This window comes from Flavimobilis soli (assembly GCF_002564025.1).
Lineage (GTDB): Bacteria > Actinomycetota > Actinomycetes > Actinomycetales > Cellulomonadaceae > Flavimobilis > Flavimobilis soli.
Genome location: NZ_PDJH01000001.1, coordinates 2,731,393 through 2,748,969, shown reverse-complemented (window position 1 = coordinate 2,748,969; position 17,577 = coordinate 2,731,393). Strand labels below are relative to the sequence as shown.

12 protein-coding genes are annotated in these 17,577 nt (G+C 73.1%); 3 read left to right on the top strand and 9 right to left on the bottom strand.

What is annotated here, in order from left to right; genetic code table 11:
* Position 1: 1 nt before the first annotated feature.
* From ATL41_RS12350 to ATL41_RS12340, 3 genes are all read right to left on the bottom strand, one after another.
* On the bottom strand, positions 2-1,063 hold the full coding sequence (locus ATL41_RS12350) for a substrate-binding domain-containing protein (protein ID WP_098458740.1): 1,062 nt from the start codon (positions 1,061-1,063) through the stop codon (positions 2-4).
* Positions 1,064-1,177: 114 nt separating this feature from the next.
* A complete protein-coding gene (locus ATL41_RS12345; RefSeq protein WP_098458739.1) occupies positions 1,178-2,194 on the bottom strand; it encodes an ABC transporter permease in 1,017 nt (338 codons plus the stop codon).
* Complete coding sequence (locus ATL41_RS12340; RefSeq protein ID WP_098458738.1) at positions 2,191-3,726, bottom strand: sugar ABC transporter ATP-binding protein; 1,536 nt, start codon at positions 3,724-3,726, stop codon at positions 2,191-2,193. The genes ATL41_RS12345 and ATL41_RS12340 overlap by 4 nt, the downstream gene beginning before the upstream one ends.
* Before the next feature lie 108 nt (positions 3,727-3,834).
* Here ATL41_RS12340 and ATL41_RS12335 point away from each other — a divergent pair, with 108 nt between their 5' ends.
* Positions 3,835-5,019: an ROK family transcriptional regulator gene (locus ATL41_RS12335; protein ID WP_245854831.1), complete on the top strand. Its 1,185-nt coding sequence runs from the start codon at positions 3,835-3,837 to the stop codon at positions 5,017-5,019.
* Between the two features lie 19 nt (positions 5,020-5,038).
* Here the strand turns inward: ATL41_RS12335 and ligA are convergent, their stop codons facing one another.
* Complete coding sequence (gene ligA / locus ATL41_RS12330; protein WP_098458737.1) at positions 5,039-7,399, bottom strand: NAD-dependent DNA ligase LigA; 2,361 nt, start codon at positions 7,397-7,399, stop codon at positions 5,039-5,041.
* An 88-nt stretch (positions 7,400-7,487) separates the two neighbouring features.
* On the opposite strand from ligA, the gene ATL41_RS12325 reads away from it, so the two are divergent.
* A complete protein-coding gene (locus tag ATL41_RS12325; protein ID WP_098458736.1) occupies positions 7,488-9,581 on the top strand; it encodes a prolyl oligopeptidase family serine peptidase in 2,094 nt (697 codons plus the stop codon).
* 115 nt (positions 9,582-9,696) lie between these two features.
* Here ATL41_RS12325 and ATL41_RS12320 read toward each other — a convergent pair whose 3' ends face one another.
* The 5 genes from ATL41_RS12320 to ATL41_RS12300 all read right to left on the bottom strand — a co-directional run bounded on the left by ATL41_RS12320 (position 9,697) and on the right by ATL41_RS12300 (position 15,034).
* Positions 9,697-10,806 (bottom strand): uroporphyrinogen decarboxylase/cobalamine-independent methonine synthase family protein, encoded by a 1,110-nt coding sequence (locus tag ATL41_RS12320; protein ID WP_342744441.1) that lies wholly within the window; start codon positions 10,804-10,806, stop codon positions 9,697-9,699.
* The gene (mnmA, locus tag ATL41_RS12315) at positions 10,803-11,939 is read right to left on the bottom strand and encodes a tRNA 2-thiouridine(34) synthase MnmA (RefSeq protein WP_098458735.1); all 1,137 of its coding nucleotides are present in this window, start codon (positions 11,937-11,939) and stop codon (positions 10,803-10,805) included. Before mnmA ends, ATL41_RS12320 begins: the two co-directional genes overlap by 4 nt.
* Positions 11,939-13,129, bottom strand: a complete 1,191-nt coding sequence (locus tag ATL41_RS12310) for a cysteine desulfurase family protein (RefSeq protein ID WP_245854929.1) — start codon at positions 13,127-13,129, stop codon at positions 11,939-11,941. Before ATL41_RS12310 ends, mnmA begins: the two co-directional genes overlap by 1 nt.
* A gap of 100 nt (positions 13,130-13,229) precedes the next feature.
* A complete protein-coding gene (locus tag ATL41_RS12305; RefSeq protein WP_098459094.1) occupies positions 13,230-14,210 on the bottom strand; it encodes an electron transfer flavoprotein subunit alpha/FixB family protein in 981 nt (326 codons plus the stop codon).
* A gap of 14 nt (positions 14,211-14,224) precedes the next feature.
* On the bottom strand, positions 14,225-15,034 hold the full coding sequence (locus tag ATL41_RS12300; protein WP_342744440.1) for an electron transfer flavoprotein subunit beta/FixA family protein: 810 nt from the start codon (positions 15,032-15,034) through the stop codon (positions 14,225-14,227).
* Positions 15,035-15,237: 203 nt separating this feature from the next.
* Here ATL41_RS12300 and glgX point away from each other — a divergent pair, with 203 nt between their 5' ends.
* Positions 15,238-17,421: a glycogen debranching protein GlgX gene (gene glgX / locus ATL41_RS12295; RefSeq protein ID WP_098458733.1), complete on the top strand. Its 2,184-nt coding sequence runs from the start codon at positions 15,238-15,240 to the stop codon at positions 17,419-17,421.
* Positions 17,422-17,577 lie beyond the last annotated feature (156 nt).

Here is a 17,577-nt window from a genome sequence, read left to right as displayed (position 1 = left end):
GTCAGGACTCGAAGGCCGAGCCGATGAACTCGTCGACGTTGTCCTTCGTCACGACCGGCGCGTACAGCTGGATCTTGCGCGGCACCGACGTCTCGACAAGGTCGCCCATCGAGCGGCCCTGGGCGACGAGCCGCGCCAGCTTGATGCCGTCGGCAGCCTGCGTCGACGGGTAGATGACGGTCGCCTCGACGACCGAGTCACCGCTCTTGATGAGGTCCATGACGTTCTTGGAGCCCGCCCCGCCGACCATGAAGAACTCGTCGCGCCCCGCCGTCTCGATCGCAGCGAGGACACCGACGCCCTGGTCGTCGTCGTGGTTCCAGATCGCGTCGATCTTCGGCGCAGCCGAGAGGAGCTGCGCCGTCGCAGACTCGCCGCCCTGGATCGTGAAGTCGGCCGCGACCCGGTTGGAGACCGACAGGCCGCAGCCCTTGAGCGCATCCTCGAACCCGCGCGAGCGGTCCTGCGTCAGCGGGAGCGAGTCGATGCCCGCGATCTCCGCGACGACGGCGTCGGACTGCCCGCCGAGACGCTCGCAGATGTACGTGCCCGCCGAGACGCCCATGCCGTAGTTGTCACCGAGCACGGTCACGCGGGCCGCGAACGTCGAGGAGAACTCGCGGTCGACGTTGACGACCGGGATCCCCGCCTCCATCGCCTTGATCGCGACATCGGTCAGCGCGGCGCCGTCCGTCGGGAGCAGCACGATCGCGTCGACCTTGTCGTTGATGAAGGTCTCGACGTGGCTGATCTGGAGGTTGGCGTCGTTCGTGCCCTCCGAGACCTTGAGCTCGACGTCGCTGTACTTCTCCGCCTCGGCGATCGCCGCCTTGTTGATCGCGCCGAGCCAGCCGTGGTCGGCAGCCGGGCCCGAGAACCCGATGACGATCTTGTCGCCGGGCTCGTCGTTGCCACCCGCGGCAGGGGCGGGTGCCGACGCGGCGGGAGCCGTCGTCGCCGGTGGTTCCTCGTTGGACGTGCAGGCAGTCAGCCCGAGCGTGAGAGCCGCAGTCGCGCCCAGGCCCACGGCCAGTCGGCGGCGCAGCGACAGTGATGCGTGCATGACGTTCTCCTCGTGTGTGCACCCGGCGACCCGGGTCTGCGATGGACGGTGCGGTGAGCGGTGCGACGGAGGGTCGCCGGGACGCGCGCCCCGAGGGCACCCCGGCGCGGACGGTCAGGTCGAGGACCTGGAGCGCGCCGCGAGACGCTGCTGGAGCAGCACGGCGACGACGATGATGACGCCCTTGGCGACGGCCTGGGCCGACGTCGAGAGGTTGTTCTGGGTGAAGACGTTCGTGAGCGTCGTGAAGATGAGGACGCCGAGGACCGTGCCGACGATCGTGCCGCGCCCGCCCGCGAGCAGGGTCCCGCCGACGACGACGGCCGCGATCGCGTCGAGCTCGTAGAGCTGGCCGTGCGTCGAGGTACCCGCGGTCGTACGGACGAGCATCATGACGGCCCCGATACCGGCGGTGAGGCCGGCGAGACCGTAGACGAGCACCGTGTGCCGTCGGATGTTGATGCCGGCGAGGCGTGACGCCTCGGGGTTGCCGCCGACGGCGACGGTGCGCCGCCCGAAGGTGGTGCGGTTGAGCAGCACCCATCCGGCAGCCGCGACGACGAGGAACACCCAGACGAGCACGGGTACGCCGAGCAGGTCGCCGCGGAACGCGTCGAGGAACTCGTTGACGCGCACGCGTTGCGTCTGGCGGTTGGAGATCATCTCGGCGAGGCCGCGGGCGGCGGCCATCATGGCGAGCGTCGCGATGAACGCGACGACCTTGCCGTACGCGACGAGCACGCCGTTGACGAGGCCCGCGACGAGGCCGACCGCGAGCGCGACGAACACCATGAGCGACCAGTGCGTGTCCGTCGCCATGGTCTGGGTCGCGATCGTCGTCGCCCAGACCGACGCGAGGCCCATGACAGCGCCGATCGACAGGTCGATCCCCCCTGCCGTGATGACGAACGTCATGCCGATCGAGAGGACCCCGATGACGGACGCGAGGCGCAGGATCGTCATGACGTTGTCGACGTTCGCGAAGCGATCCCCGGCCGTCACCACGCCGACGACGCACAGGAGCACGAGGGCCAGCACGAGACCGGTGTTGCGCCCGGCCGTCCCGAGGACGCGGCTGCGCCGGGCGGGTGCCTTCGCCTCGGTATCGGGCGTCGCGGTGCGAGAGCTCACGCTGCACTTCCTTCCATGACGAGGTCGAGCACCCGGTGCTCGTCGATGTCTGCGGCAGGGCCGGTGTGGACGACGCGGCCGTCGGCGACGACGACGACGCGGTCCGCGAGCCCGAGGACCTCGTCGATCTCGCTCGAGACCACGAGGACGGCGGCTCCTTGCGCCGTGAGGCGCCTCACGAGCGCGTAGATCTCGGCGCGTGCGCCGACGTCGACCCCGCGCGTGGGCTCGTCGAGCAGGAGGACCTTGCAGCCGTGGACGAGCCACCGCCCGAGCAGGATCTTCTGCTGGTTGCCGCCCGAGAGCGTCCTGGTCACCCGGTCCGGGTCTGCCGGTCGGACGCCGAGGCCGTCGATCTGCGCACGTGCCTCTGCACGCTCGGCCTGCTCGTCGAGCAGCCCGGCGCGTGCGGTCCGCGCGAACGTCGAGAGCGTGATGTTGCGGTAGACCGGTTCCTCGAGGAGGAGACCCTGGGACTTGCGCTCCTCGGGGCACAGCCCGACGCCTGCGGCGACCGCGGCGCCGACCGAGCCGGCCCGCAGCGCCCGGCCGTCGACCCTGACCGTCCCTGACGTCGCGCGCCTGGCGCCGAAGATCGTCTCGAGGATCTCCGAGCGGCCCGAGCCGACCAGCCCGGCGATGCCGACGACCTCGCCGGGCCGCACCGCGAGGGTGACCGAGTCGAAGACGCCCGCGAGGCTGAGGGAGTCGACCTCGAGGACCGGTGCCGCGTCGGGCGCGACGTCGGACCGGTCGGGGAACACGTTCTCGACGGACCGCCCTGTCATGAGGCGGATGAGCTCGGCGGTCGGCGTCTGCGCGGCCGGGAGGGCGGTCGCGACCGTGCGGCCGTCCTTGAGGACGGTGATGCGGTCGCCGATCCGCCGGATCTCCTCGAGGCGGTGGGAGATGTAGATCACGGCGACGCCGGAGGCCGTGAGCTCGTGGACCACGCGGAAGAGGTTGTCGACCTCTTCGGAGTCGAGGACGGCCGACGGCTCGTCCATCACGATGACGCGCGCGCCGCGCGAGAGGGCCCTCGCCATCGAGACGATCTGCTTGCCTGCTGCGGAGAGCCGCCCGACCTCGCGGCCCGGGGGGATCTCCGCGTGGCCGAGTCGGGTGAGGGTCTCGCGCGTGCGGCGGTGCAGCTCCCCGCGTCGCGTGAGGCCCGCGCTCGCGAGCTCGTGACCGAGGAACACGTTCTCGGCGACGGTCAGGCCGTCGACCACGTCGAGCTCCTGGTACATCGTCGCGATGCCGGCCCGCAGCGCCGACACCGGGGTGGGCAGCGCGACCGGCTCGCCGTCCATCGTGATCTCGCCCGCGTCGGGCTGGTGGACCCCCGCGAGGACCTTGATGAGGGTGGACTTGCCCGCACCGTTCTGGCCGAGCAGGCAGTGCACCTCGCCTGCCCGGACGTCGAGGTCGACGCCGTCGAGCGCTCGGGCGCCTGGGAAGGTCTTGACGATGCCGCGCATCGAGAGGAACGCGGGCGGTTCGCCCGGCTTGTCAGGGTCTGCGTTGACCATGCGGCCGACACTACGCACACTTATGTCGACGGTCAATCAAAAGTTGTCGGATGTGTGACAGTGTTACGCCAACGTGACCGACGGAAGCGAGGGTGGTTCACTGTGCGCATGGCCGCTGACATCGTCAAAGCACCGTCCCGCCCCTCCGGTGCGGGTGAGATGTTCCAGCTGCTCCGGGACGGTGCGCCGCGCACGCGTGCCGAGCTCGCCCAGATCACCGGCCAGGCCAGGTCGACGATCGCTGCTCGCGTCGAGCAGCTGCTCGCCTCAGGGCTCGTGGCCCCCACCGGCGAGGCCGCGTCCACCGGCGGCCGACCGCCCGCGACCTTCGCCTTCAATCCCGCTGCGCGCATCGTGCTCGGCGTCGACCTCGGCGCGACCCACGCGACTCTCGCGCTCACCGACCTCGCGTCTGACGTGCTCGCCGAGCACTCCGAGCCCCTCGACATCGCCCTCGGGCCCGGCCCGGTGCTCGAGCGCGTCGTCGCCATCGCGCACGAGCTCCTTGCCGCTGCCGGGCGAGCTCGTCACGAGATCGCGAGCGTCGGCGTCGGGGTCCCCGGACCGGTCGACCACGAGACGGGCCGGCCGAAGAGCCCGCCGATCATGCCCGGCTGGGACGACGCCGACGTCCCGGCGATCCTGCACGAGGCGCTCGGCGCCCCCGTCCTGGTCGACAACGACGTCAACATCATGGCGCTCGGCGAGCACGCGACGAGCTGGCCCGACGTCGACCACCTGCTCTTCGTCAAGATCGCGACCGGCATCGGCGCGGGGATCATCTCCGACGGCGAGATCCGCCGCGGCGCCCAGGGCGCCGCGGGCGACCTCGGGCACGTCGCCGTACCCGACCGCACAGACGTCGTGTGCCGCTGCGGCAACACGGGCTGTCTCGAGGCGGTCGCCGGTGGCGCCGCGCTCGTCGAGCGGCTGCGCACGTCAGGTCGGGTCGTCACGTCCACCGCCGACCTCGTCGCGCTGCTCCGGGCTGGCGACACCGAGGCCGTCCAGGCGGTGCGCCAAGCAGGGCGCGACGTCGGCGCGGTCCTCGCGACGTGCGTGAACATGCTCAACCCGTCGATGGTCGTGATCGGCGGGGTCGTCGGCATCGCCGCGGAGCAGCTCATCGCCGGCATCCGCGAGGTCGTCTACCGGCGCTCGCTCCCCCTCGCGACCCAGCACCTCCGGATCGTCGCGTCACGCTCGCAGCAGCGCGCGGGCGTGCTCGGCGCGAGCGTCATGGCTGCCGAGCACGTGCTGTCCGCGCCCGCGGTCGAGGCGCTTCTCCTGTAGCGCCCGGCGTCGCGGGCCGTCAGCCCTCGAGAGCCGCCGGACCGCCCTCGAGGAGCCGGACGAACTGGTCCTCGTCGAGGATCGTCAGGCCGAGCTCGCGCGCCTTCGTCTCCTTCGAGCCTGCGTTCTCCCCGACGACCACGTAGTCCGTCTTCTTCGAGACCGACCCGGCCGACTTGCCCCCGGCGGCGATGATCGCCTCCTTCGCGCCGTCGCGCGTGAAGCCCTCGAGGCCGCCGGTCACGACGACCGTCAGTCCGTCGAGGACGCCCGTCGGAGTCTCGCGGACGGCCCCCGGGCCCGGGTGGCCCGGCGTCTCCATCACGACGCCGGCCTTGCGCCAGCGGTCGACGATCTCGACGTGCCAGTCGACCGTGAACCACTCGACCAGCTCCGCGGCGATGACCGGCCCGACCCCCTCGACCGCGCTCAGGTCCTCCTGGGAGGCCGAGCGGATCGCGTCGAGCGAGCCGAAGTGGTCCGCGAGCGCACGCGCAGCGACCGGGCCCACGTGCCGGATGTTGAGCGAGACGAGGATGCGCCACAGGTCCTTCGTCCGAGCCCTGACGAGCTCTTCGACGAGCTTTTCCGCAGCCTTGCCGGGGACGAGCGTCGGCGGCTCGAGGCCTGCCTCCTGGGCCGCGGCGAGCGTCGTGCCCTGAGCCTCGGCCCACGCCTCCTGGTCCTTGCGGGTCGCGCGCCGCGCGAACGGCGTGCGCTCCTTCGCACGGCCGTCGTCGTCGAGCTTCGGCAGTCCGGTCTCGGAGTCCTTGACCACGACGCGGATCGGCACGAGATCCTCGACCTGGAGGTCGAACAGCCCGGCCTCGGTGCGCAGCGGCGGCACCTCGGGGACGAGCGGCTGCGTGAGCGCCGCGGCGGTCACCTCGCCGAGCACCTCGATGTCGAGCCCCGAGCGCGAGCCGATGTGCTCGACGCGACCGCGCACCTGCGCAGGGCAGGACTCGGCGTTCGGGCAGCGCAGGTCGACGTCGCCCTCCTTCATCGGGCGTAGCGGCGTGCCGCACTCCGGGCACTCTGCCGGCATGACGAAGTCCCGGCGCGGGTAGCCGTCGCCCTCGGCAGCCGTCACCGGCCCAACGATCTCCGGGATGACGTCACCTGCCTTGCGGAGCACGACCATGTCGCCGATGCGCACGCCCTTGACCTTGACGACGTCCTGGTTGTGCAGCGTCGCCTGGCGCACGACAGAGCCCGCGACCCGCACGGGCTCCATGACCGCGTACGGCGTCGCGCGGCCCGTGCGGCCGACGCCGACGACGATGTCGAGGAGGCGAGTGTTGACCTCCTCGGGCGGGTACTTGTACGCGATCGCCCAGCGCGGAGCACGGCTCGTCGCGCCGAGTCGCTGCTGCAGCTCGACCTCGTCGACCTTGACGACGATGCCGTCCAGCTCGTGCTCGATCTCGTGACGGTGCTCGGCGAAGTGGTCGATCATCTCGCGCACGCCGTCCAGGTCGTCGACGATGCGGTTGTGCGGGGAGACCGGCACGCCCCAGCTGCGCAGCAGCTCGTAGACCTGGGACTGGCGCACGATCCCGGCGTCCGAGCCCTCCGCGCCCGGCTCGAGCCCCGGCACGGGCGGCGTCGCGCCACCCCACTCGAGCGCGCCGATGCCGTGCGCGTACATCGCCAGCGGGCGCGACGCCGTGATCCGCGGGTCCTTCTGGCGCAGCGAGCCGGCCGCGGCGTTGCGCGGGTTCGCGAAGGGCGGCTTGCCCGCAGCGACCTGCACCTCGTTGAGCGCCGCGAACTGGTCGACGAGCATGAAGACCTCGCCGCGCACCTCGATCAGCTCGGGATGCGTCGCCGGGTCCCCGCCCAGCGTCGCCGGGATGCTCGCGATCGTCCGGACGTTGAGCGTGACGTCCTCCCCCGTGCGGCCGTCACCACGAGTGACGCCGCGCACGAGGCGGCCACGCTCGTACACGAGCGCGACCGCGAGCCCGTCGATCTTCACCTCGGTCAGGTAGTGCAACGGGGCGTCGCCCACGTCCTTGCGGACGCGGTCGGCCCACGCACCGAGGTCCTCGAGCGAGAACGCGTTGTCGAGCGAGAGCATGCGCTCGATGTGATCGACGGACGCGAAGTCCGTCGAGAACGTCCCGCCGACCCGCTGCGTCGGGGACTCGGGCGTGCGCAGCTCGGGGTACCTCTCCTCGAGGTCCGACAGGGTGCGCAAGAGCTCGTCGTACTCGCCGTCGGAGATCGTCGGGGCGCTGCGCAGGTAGTAGGCCACCTGGTGCTCCTCGATCTGCTCGGCGAGCTCGGCCCACGCCTGACGCGCCTCGTCGTCGGCCACCGGCACGTCGCCCGCCGTCGCCTGTCCCTGCAGGTCGTCACGCTTCGTCTCGCTCACCGCCCCATCATGCCAAGCGCCTCCGACACCGGCTCACCGACGCTCGCGAGGCAGCCACACGTCGGAGGTTCCACCTAGGGTGAGGGCCATGTCGAGCACCCAGCCGCACCCTGCCGCCGCGACGGGCACCGTCGTCGACCCGACGAGCGACGACCCGTTCCTCTGGCTCGAGGACGTCGAGGGCGAGCGCGCTCTCGACTGGGTCCGCGAGCGCAACAGCAAGGCGCTCGAGCGGCTCGCGACGCCACGCGAGCGGGAGATCGAGCGCGCCGCGCTCGAGGTGCTCGACGACGACGCGAAGATCCCTTACGTCTCCCTCGCTGGCGGGTTGCTCTACAACTTCTGGCGCGACGCCGCGCACCCGCGCGGGATCTGGCGACGGACGACGCCGGAGTCCTACCGCACGGCGTCGCCCGGGTGGGAGGTGCTGCTCGACCTCGACGCGCTCAACGAGACCGAGGGCGAGGACTGGGTGTGGCACGGCGCGAGCGTGCTGCGCCCGACGTGCGACCGCGCTCTCGTCACGCTCTCGCACGGCGGCTCGGACGCCGACGTCACGCGCGAGCTCGACCTCACGACGCTCGCGTTCGTCCCCGAGACCGACGGCGGCTTCGTGCGTCCCGAGGCGAAGGGCGGGGTCGGCTGGATCGACCGGGACACAACCTTCGTCTACACGGACCTCGGCCCGGGCACGACGACGCCGTCGGGCTACCCGCGCACCGTGCGGCGCTGGCGACGCGGCACCCCGCTCGCCGAGGCCGAGCTCGTCTACGAGGGCGCCGCCGACGACCTGTACATCAGCGCGTACCACGACCGGACGCCGGGGTTCGAGCGCGACCTCGTCAGCCGCGCCGTGACCTTCTACGAGTCCGAGACGTACGTGCTCGAGGAGGACGGCACGACGACCCTCGTCCCGGTGCCGCGCTCGGCCGACGTCGACGTGCACCGCGAGTGGGTGGTCGTGCGGTTGCGCGACGCCTGGGAGACCGCGGGCGCGACCTACCCAGCGGGCGCTCTCGTGGCCGTCCGCCTCGACGACCTGCTGGCTGGCGACGCCACGCCGACTGTGCTGTTCGAGCCCACCGAGCGCGCGAGCCTCGACTCCGCCACGTGGACCCGCGAGTGCCTCGTCCTGACGATCCTCGAGGACGTCCGCAACCGGGTCGAGGTCCTCGTGCCGCCCGCCGACGGGGCGACGGGGTGGGAGCGCGGGCCGCTCCCCGGGGCGCCCACGACGGCGACGCTCTCCGTCGGGGCGGTCGACCGCGACGAGTCGGACGACCTGTGGGTCGTCGGCACCGACTTCCTCACGCCCGCGACGCTGCACGTCGTCGACGCCGCCGGGCGCACGGCGCCCGAGGTGCTCAGGTCCGCGCCCAGCGCGTTCGACGCGAGCGGTCTCGCGTTCGAGCAGCGCTTCGCGACGTCCGACGACGGGACCCGCGTCCCGTACTTCGTCGTGCGCAGCAAGGACGCGGCTGCAGGCGAGCCCGCCCCGACGCTCCTGTACGGGTACGGCGGCTTCGAGGTGTCGCTCACCGCGGACTACTCGGGCGTCCTCGGAAGGTCGTGGCTCGAACGGGGCGGCACCTACGTCCTCGCCAACATCCGTGGCGGCGGCGAGTACGGCCCCGCCTGGCACCAGGCCGCTCTCCGTGAGAACCGGCACCGCGCGTTCGAGGACTTCGCCGCGGTCGCCCGCGACCTCGTCACGACGGGCGTGACGACGCCCGAGCGGCTCGGCTGCAAGGGCGGCTCGAACGGCGGCCTGCTCACGGGCGCGATGCTCACGATGTACCCGGAGCTGTTCGGTGCGATCGTCATCCAGGTGCCCCTGCTCGACATGCGCCGCTACACGAAGCTCCTCGCCGGGGCGTCGTGGGCGGCCGAGTACGGCGACCCCGACAACCCCGAGCAGTGGGACTATCTGCGCACGTTCTCGCCGTACCACCTGGTCCGGCACGGCGCGACGTACCCGCCCGTGCTGCTGACCACCTCGACGCGCGACGACCGCGTGCACCCGGGCCACGCACGGAAGATGACCGCTCTCCTCGAGCAGGTCGGGGCGGACGTCACGTACGTCGAGAACATCGAGGGCGGGCACGGCGGAGCGGCTGACAACGCCCAGGCCGCCCACATGTCGGCGCTCGCCTACGAGTTCCTCTGGCAGCAGCTCGGCTGACGACGGCACGGGGGTTGCTGCCGCAGCACGGGGCCGCCGCAGAGACGCAGCGGCGGCACCCTCCCGACGAGCGGTGCGGTGCCACGCGGCGCGCCACCGGGCCGGTCGTCGCGGCTCAGCCCGCGGCACGCTCCGCGAGGACGAGCGCCGCGCGCGCGAGCGTGCGCAGCGCGCCCCGCTCGGCCTGGACGTCGCCACCGGTCCCGACGGGCCCCGGCACGAGCGGCAGCGCACCGCGCGCCGCCGTCACGACGACCTGCTCGAGCGACCGGTCCGGCAGACCGATGCGCCGCCACGGCTCGCTCACGAGCCGTGCGACCGCACCGACGTCGGCGCCCGCGCACTGCGAGACGGGTGCGGGCGGAAGGCCCGCCCACAGGTCGACCCCGCGCTCGACCGCACGCGCGACCTGGTCCCACGTCCGCTCGTCCCACGGGCCCACGTCCAGACCGACCGCATCCGCCCCCGCGAGCACGGCTGGCGCGACACCGACCCACGCGCTGCCCACGTGGACGACCGAGCGCGCGCCCGCCGAGCGCACCGCGCTCACGACCGGACGCAGTCCCTCGAGCAGCGTCGTCCGCTCGACCGCCGGGATCCGCGAGTATCCGGAGAAGGTCGGAAGCACCCCCGCGGTGACCTGGCCCAGGAGCGACTCGTCGAGCTGCACCGTCAGCCGGGCCCGCGGGGCGTGACGCCGCACGTCCGCCAGGTGCGCGGTCACGCCTGCGGCCAACGACTCCCCCAGCTCGCGCACCGCGCCCGCGTCCGTGAGCACACGGTCCCCGCGCGCCAGGTAGAGCGCTGCCGCGAGCGTCCACGGGCCGACGACCTGCACGCTCAGCTCTCCGTCGAACGACGCAGCCGAGATCGCGAGCGCGTCGAGGTCCTCGCGCCAGAAGGCCTGCGCACGCTCGAGGTCGACCCCACCGTGGTCGGCGAGCCGCCATCCGTGCGGCCCCAGCTCGACCGGGAGCTGGTCGAGCAGCGCGGCCGTGCGGCCGACCGGGTCGGCCCCAGGGCCACGCGAGGCGAGCTCGGGCAGGAACGGCACGCCGCGCACACCGTCCGGCACGTCGCTCAGGTCGCCGAGGACGGTCAGCTGCGACTCGAGCGGGTCGCTGCCGGGCCACCGGCCCGGACCTGAGACGCCAGGGCCAGGTGCCCGCCGCGGCAGCGCGTCAGCGTCGCCGCCTGCCCCGTCGGGCGTCAGCTCCGCCGTCACGACGCCGCCGCGACGGCGCCCGCACGCCACGCACGCGACACCGTCGCCTGGCCCAGCACGCGGGTGCCGCGGTAGACCACGAGCGACTGCCCGGCCGCGACGCCGCGCAGCCGGTCGCCCGTCAGCTCGACCTCGAGGGCGCCGTCGGCACCCGTGCGCACGCGCGCCGGCACGGGCGCACCGTGGGCGCGCACCTGCACCTCGCCGTCGACCCAGCCGCCCGGTCCCTCGCCCCGCACGTCCTCGGCGAGCCAGACGACGCGCTCGCCCGCGAGGCGGTCGACCGTCAGCAGCTCGGCCGCGCCGACGACCACCGTGTTCGTCACGGGCTGCACCTCGAGCACGTAGCGCGGCTTGCCGTCCGGGGCCGGGCGGCCGAGCGCGAGCCCGCGGCGCTGCCCGACCGTGTACGCGTACGAGCCGTCGTGCTGCCCGACGACGTTGCCCTCGGTGTCGACGACGTCGCCCGGGCGGGACCCGAGCCTCTCCCGCAAGAAGCCCTGCGTGTCGCCGTCGGCCACGAAGCAGATGTCGTACGAGTCCGGCTTGGCGGACACGCTCAGACCGCGGCGCGCCGCCTCGGCGCGCACCTCCGCCTTCGACGCGAAGTCGCCGAGCGGGAAGATCGACCGCGCGAGCCGCTCCGGCCCCATGACCGCGAGGACGTAGCTCTGGTCCTTGTCGACGTTCGGCGAGCGGTGCAGCTCGCGCACGACCTCGCCGCCGGCTCCCGTGCGCTCGACGACGCGCGCGTAGTGGCCCGTCGCGACCGCGTCGAAGCCGAGCGCGGTCGCCTTGTCGAGGAGCGCCTCGAACTTGATGTGCTCGTTGCAGCGCACGCACGGGTTGGGTGTGCGGCCGGCCTCGTACTCCGAGAGGAAGTCGGCGACGACCGTCTCCTCGAACGTCTCCGAGAGGTCCCACACGTAGTACGGGATGCCGAGCACGTCGGCGGCGCGCCGCGCGTCACCCGCGTCCTCGATCGAGCAGCAGCCGCGCGAGCCCGTGCGGAACTGCGCCCGGTCGCGCGAGAGCGCCATGTGCACGCCGACCACCTCGTGACCCGACTCGACCGCAAGCGCCGCGGCCACTGCCGAGTCGACGCCGCCGGACATCGCTGCGAGGACGCGCATCAGCCTGCCACCGCCCTCGTCGCGTCGGGGCGCGCGGACGCGAGGCCCGCGCGCGAGGCGCGCGCGACGATCTGCGGGAGCACCTCGAGCAGCCGGTCGACGTCGGCCTCGGTCGTCGTGCGTCCGAGCGAGAAGCGCAGCGCGCCGCGCGCGTCGACCTCGTCGACGCCCATCGCGACGAGCACGTGCGACGGCTGCGGGACGCCCGCCTGGCAGGCCGAGCCGGTCGAGCACTGCACGCCCGCCGAGTCGAGCAGGTAGAGCAGCGAGTCGCCCTCGCAGCCAGGGAAGGTGAAGTGGGCGTTCGCGGGCAGGCGTGCTGGCCCGTCGTCGAGCATCGCGTCCACCTCAGGGCCGCGCAGGACCGCCGACGGCACCCGCTCGCGCACGCCCGCGACGAGGGCGTCGCGCAGCGCCGCGACCCGCGCACTCTCCGCCTCGCGCGCCGCGACCGCCTCGTCGAGCGCGACGGCGAACGCACGCACGCCGGGGGCGTCGAGCGTGCCCGAGCGCACGCTGCGCTCCTGCCCGCCGCCGTGCAGGACGGGGGTGATCGCGAGACCGCGACCCGCGACGAGCGCGCCGACGGAGACCGGCCCGCCGAGCTTGTGCGCCGAGACCGTCATCGCGTCGAGGCCCGACGCCGCGAAGTCGACCGGCAGGTGTCCGACCGCCTGCACGGCGTCCGCGTGCACCGGCACGCCCACGGCGTGCGCGACCTGCACGATGCGCCGCAGCGGCTGGACCGTCCCGACCTCGTTGTTCGCCCACATGACCGACACGAGGGCGACCTGGTCGCCGTTCTCGTCGAGCTCCGCGCGCAGGGCGTCGACGTCGACGAGACCGTCGCGGTCGACCGGAAGGAGAACGATCTCCGCGCCCGCGTGCTCGGCGAGCCAGAACGCCGGGTCGAGCACGGCGTGGTGCTCGACGCCGGAGACGACGACGCGACGACGCTCCGGGTGGCCCGTGCGCCGAGCCCAGAACAGCCCCTTGATCGCGAGGTTGTCGGCCTCCGTGCCCCCCGCGGTGAAGATCACCTCGGAAGGGCGGGCACCGATCGCTGCGGCGACGGACTCGCGCGCCTCCTCGACGACGCGGCGAGCCGCGCGGCCCGCGGCGTGCAGGGACGAGGGGTTGCCCACGACCGCCATCTGCTCGGCGTACGCCTCGATCGCCGCCCGCGACATCGGGGTCGTGGCGGCGTGGTCGAGATAGACGCGGGGTGGGGTGGTCACGACGTCCAGTCTACGAACGGCTCGGGCAGTGCCCGCGCCGAGGAGAACCCGGTCAGCCGCGACGCTCGCGGATCGCCGCCGCGGCCTGCGGCAGGACGGTCGCGAGGTCACCGACCACGGCGAAGTCGCAGATCTCGAAGATCGGGCACTCCGGGTCCGAGTTCACCGCGACGATGACCTCGGAGGCCTGCATGCCGCCACGGTGGTGCGGCGCGCCCGAGATGCCGGCGCCGATGTACAGACGCGGGGAGATCGTCACGCCCGTCTGGCCGATCTGGGTGTCGTGCTCGATCCAGCCCTCGTCGACGCAGTCACGTGTCGAGCCGACCGCAGCACCGAGCGCGTCCGCGAGCTCACGGACGGGCGCGAAGTCGCCGCCCGTGCCGCGACCGCCCGCGACGACGTACGCCGCCTCCGCGAGCGCGGGGCCCGCCTCGGCGTCGATCTCGTGGACCGTGCGCGAGACGAGGCGCACTCCCCCGGCAGCGGCCGACGCCTCCTCGGCGGGGACGTCGACCTTCTCGACGGACGGCGTGGTCGGGTCGGACGCCTCGGACGGGCGCACCGAGTTCGGGCGCACCGTGAGCAGCGCGAGCGGCGTGCGGACCTCGCACACGAGGTCCCACGTCCCGGCGAACACCCGCTTGGCGCCGACGACGCTCCCCCCGTCACCTTCGCGGACCTGCGCCGCGTCGATGACGAGCCCGGCGCCGGACAGCAGGGCGAGGCGCGCGAGCACCTCCTTGTGCGCGAACGTCGCCCGCGCGAGGAGGACGCGTGCGCCGTCGGTCACGTGCGTGAGCGCCTGCGCGGCGACGCCGGTGAGGTGCGGCTCGCCGTCGACGGCGAGCTCGACGACGCGAGCGACGCCGTACGCGCCGAGCTGGTCGAGGGTCGCGGGCGCGGGCGCGTCGAACGAGACGACGGCGACGACGCCCAGATCGCGGGCGATCGTCACGAGCTCGAGGTCGGCGTCGCGCAGCGGCTCCGCGAGCGAGTCGACGAGGACGAGAGCGGTCGAGGTGCTGGTCATGTCGGGCATCCCTCTCAGACGAGACCGCGGCTGGCGAGGAAGTCGGCGAGCGCGACGCCGCCCTCCCCGTTGTCGACGTGCAGCTCGACCGGCGGGCGCTCGGGGCGCGGTTCGGCGGACAGCACCTGTGTACGCGCACCTGCAGCCCCGACCTTCGACGTGTCGACGTCGAGCTCCGCGAGGGACCAGGTCGTGATCTCCTTCGTGCGGGCCGCCATGATGAGCTTGAAGTTCGGGAAGCGCGGGCGGTTGATGTGGTCGTTGACGCTCACGACGACCGGCAGGTCCGCCTCGAGCACCTCCGTGACCCCATCGACGTCACGCTCCACCCGGGCCGCGCCGTCCGCGACCGCGAGCGCGCCCGCGTTCGTCAGCTGGGGCCAGCCGAGCTCCGCGGCCACGAGCGCCGGGACCACCGAGCCGAGACCGTCGAGGGCCGCCATGCCTGCGAGGACGAGGTCGACCGGACCGTCCTGCGCGACACGGCGCACCGCGGCGGCGAGCACCGCGGCCGTGCCGAGGTAGTCGGAGCCCGCGAGCGCGTCGTCGAGCACGTGCACCCCGACGTCCGCACCCAGCTGGTAGGCGCGGCGCAGGGCGTCCGACGCCTCTGCCGGGCCCATCGTCAGCGCGACGATCTCGCTGCCTGCGCGCTCCTCGTCGGACATGCGCTCGAGCAGGCGCACCGCCTCCTCGAGGGGGTGCTCGTCGAGCTCGTTGAGCGAGCCGTCGGCCGCGCCGCGCGCGACCCGCCCGTCGACGAACGTCCGGTTCGAGTGGATGTTGGGCACGTGCTTGGTCAGCACGACGATTCTCAGACCCACGGTGCTCCTCGGCTGATCTCAGGCTCTGCCCGGCCGGTCCGGCCCACGACGAGAGCAGGCTACCGCGCGCCCCGCCGCGCCGTCGGGTCATCCCGGGTGACGGATTCCCGCACGCGGGCGCCGCTGCCTCACAATGGGACGATGCACCGCCTCGCCCGCGGCCCGCTCAACATCGGGCCCGGTCGGACGAATGGATGAGAACCATGACCTGCCTGCTCGACGCCACCGCCATCGACACGACCCGCGCACCCCTGGGTGTCCGCGTCGTGGACGGAGGCGTGACCGTCGCGGTCGCTGCGGCGCACGCGACGCGCGTCGAGCTGTGCCTCCTCGACCGCGACGACGCCGCGCCGAGCGGCTGGAGCGAGCGGCGCGTCCCGCTGTTCGGCCCGCGCCTGGGCGTGTGGTCCGCGTTCGTGCCCGGCGTCCGCGCCGGCCAGCACTACGGCTTCCGCGCGCACGGCGCGTGGGACCCCGCCGTCGGCCTGCGCTACAACCCGAACAAGCTGCTGCTCGACCCGTACGCGCGCGGCGTCGAGGGTGAGCTCGGGTACGGCCCCGAGACGTACGGGCACTCGTGGGAAGCGCGGTGCGAGGACGGCCTGCCCGCGATGAGCGAGCTCGACTCGCTCGGGCACGTGCCGCACAGCGTCGTCGTCGACTCCTGGTTCACTCCCCCGGCCTCCGGCCGGCCGCACGTCCCGTGGAGCCAGACCGTCGTCTACGAGGCGCACGTGCGCGGGCTGACCCTCAAGCTGCCCGGCCTACCCGACGAGCTGCGCGGCACCTACGCGGGCCTCGCGCACCCCGTGACGATCGAGCACCTCAAGAGCCTCGGCGTGACGACGCTCGAGCTCCTGCCGGTCCACGCGTCGGCGTCCGAGCCGCACCTCGTGCGCAGCGGCCTGACGAACTACTGGGGCTACAACACGCTCAGCTTCTTCGCGCCCGAGCCCCGCTACGCGATGGCGTCCTCCCGCGAGGCCGGCCCCGGTGCTGTCCTCGACGAGGTCAAGGGCATGGTCGCCCTCCTCCACGAAGCAGGCATCGAGGTCGTGCTCGACGTCGTCCTCAACCACACGTGCGAAGGCGGCACCGACGGGCAGCAGCTGTCGTGGCGCGGGCTCGACCCCACCGTCTACTACCTGCACGACGGCGGCCACCCCGCCCGCTTCGCCGATGTCACCGGGTGCGGCAACACGCTCGACTTCCGGCGCACGCGCGTCGTCCAGATGGCTCTCGACTCGCTGCGCTACTGGGCGGACGAGGTCGGCGTCGACGGCTTCCGCTTCGACCTCGCCGTGACGCTCGGTCGCGGGCACGACGGCTTCACGAACTTCCACCCGTTCCTCGTCGCCGTCCAGACCGACCCCGTCCTCGGCGGGCTCAAGCTCATCGCGGAGCCGTGGGACGTCGGCCCCGGCGGCTGGCAGACCGGCAGCTTCAAGGCGCCCTTCGCCGAGTGGAACGACCGGTTCCGCAACGCGGTGCGCTCGTTCTGGCTGTCCGACGCGCGCGCCGCCTCGCACGGGCACCCGACGCACGGCGTCCGCGAGCTCGCGACGCGACTGTCCGGGTCCGCCGACATCTTCGGTCACAGCGACCCGCCGCTCGTGCGTGGCCCCGGCGCATCGATCAACTTCGTCACGGCCCACGACGGCTTCACGATGGCCGACCTCACCGCGTACGACCACAAGCACAACGAGGCCAACGGCGAGGACAACCGGGACGGCACCGACGACAACCGGTCCTGGAACCACGGCATCGAGGGCCGCCTGGACCACGTCGGCTCCGAGATCGCAGCCCTGCGCCGTCGCTCGCACCGCAACCTCATGGCGACGCTCCTGCTGAGCGCTGGCACGCCCATGATCACCGCGGGTGACGAGATGGGCCGCACGCAGCACGGCAACAACAACGCGTACTGCCAGGACACCGACATCGCGCACGTGTCGTGGGACCTCGACGCGCCCGCCCGAGACCTGCTCGAGACGACGCGCTACCTCCTGGCGCTGCGCCGATCGCTGCGCGCGCTCCAGGCCGAGCACTTCTTCCTCGGCCGCCCGCTGTCCCGGCGCGGCGACGACAAGCTCGACCTCGCGTGGCTCGGGACCGACGGCGCGCCGCTCACCGCGGACCGCTGGAACGACACCTGTACGCGGTCGCTGCAGATGATCCGACGCACCGCCGACGCCGCCGACCCGGCCGTCCTGGTGGCGCTCAACGGCTCGCTCGACCCCGTGCCCCTCACCCTGCCGGCCGACGAGACGTGGGAGCTCGTCTGGGACAGCACGTGGGAGAACCCCGTCGAGCGGCTGAGCCCGGACGACGAGGACGACCCGGAGCTCGAGCCGCTGAGCATCCGGATGTATGTGTCGAAGGCCCCATGACCGGGGCAGACGCGCCCGTTCCGGCCCTCGCGGCCCGCGCGTGCTGGTGCGGTTCGGCACGGGTACTCGATAGGTTCGTCCAGTGAGCAAGAAACGTCGCCCCACTGCCCCGGCCCGCGCCACCTCCGCCCGCCAGGAGGTCACGCCGGCCACGTC

What these genes read in the sequence shown, in the direction of transcription:
- mnmA (WP_098458735.1), bottom strand. Translation starts at nt 11,939, where the DNA reads ATGCGCGTCCTCGCAGCGATGTCCGGCGGCGTCGACTCGGCAGTGGCC.
- ATL41_RS12310 (WP_245854929.1), bottom strand. Translation starts at nt 13,129, where the DNA reads ATGTCGCGGGCGGCGATCGAGGCGTACGCCGAGCAGATGGCGGTCGTG.
- ATL41_RS12305 (WP_098459094.1), bottom strand. Translation starts at nt 14,210, where the DNA reads ATGACCAGCACCTCGACCGCTCTCGTCCTCGTCGACTCGCTCGCGGAG.
- ATL41_RS12335 (WP_245854831.1), top strand. Translation starts at nt 3,835, where the DNA reads ATGGCCGCTGACATCGTCAAAGCACCGTCCCGCCCCTCCGGTGCGGGT.
- ATL41_RS12350 (WP_098458740.1), bottom strand. Translation starts at nt 1,063, where the DNA reads ATGCACGCATCACTGTCGCTGCGCCGCCGACTGGCCGTGGGCCTGGGC.
- ATL41_RS12340 (WP_098458738.1), bottom strand. Translation starts at nt 3,726, where the DNA reads ATGGTCAACGCAGACCCTGACAAGCCGGGCGAACCGCCCGCGTTCCTC.
- glgX (WP_098458733.1), top strand. Translation starts at nt 15,238, where the DNA reads ATGACCTGCCTGCTCGACGCCACCGCCATCGACACGACCCGCGCACCC.
- ATL41_RS12325 (WP_098458736.1), top strand. Translation starts at nt 7,488, where the DNA reads ATGTCGAGCACCCAGCCGCACCCTGCCGCCGCGACGGGCACCGTCGTC.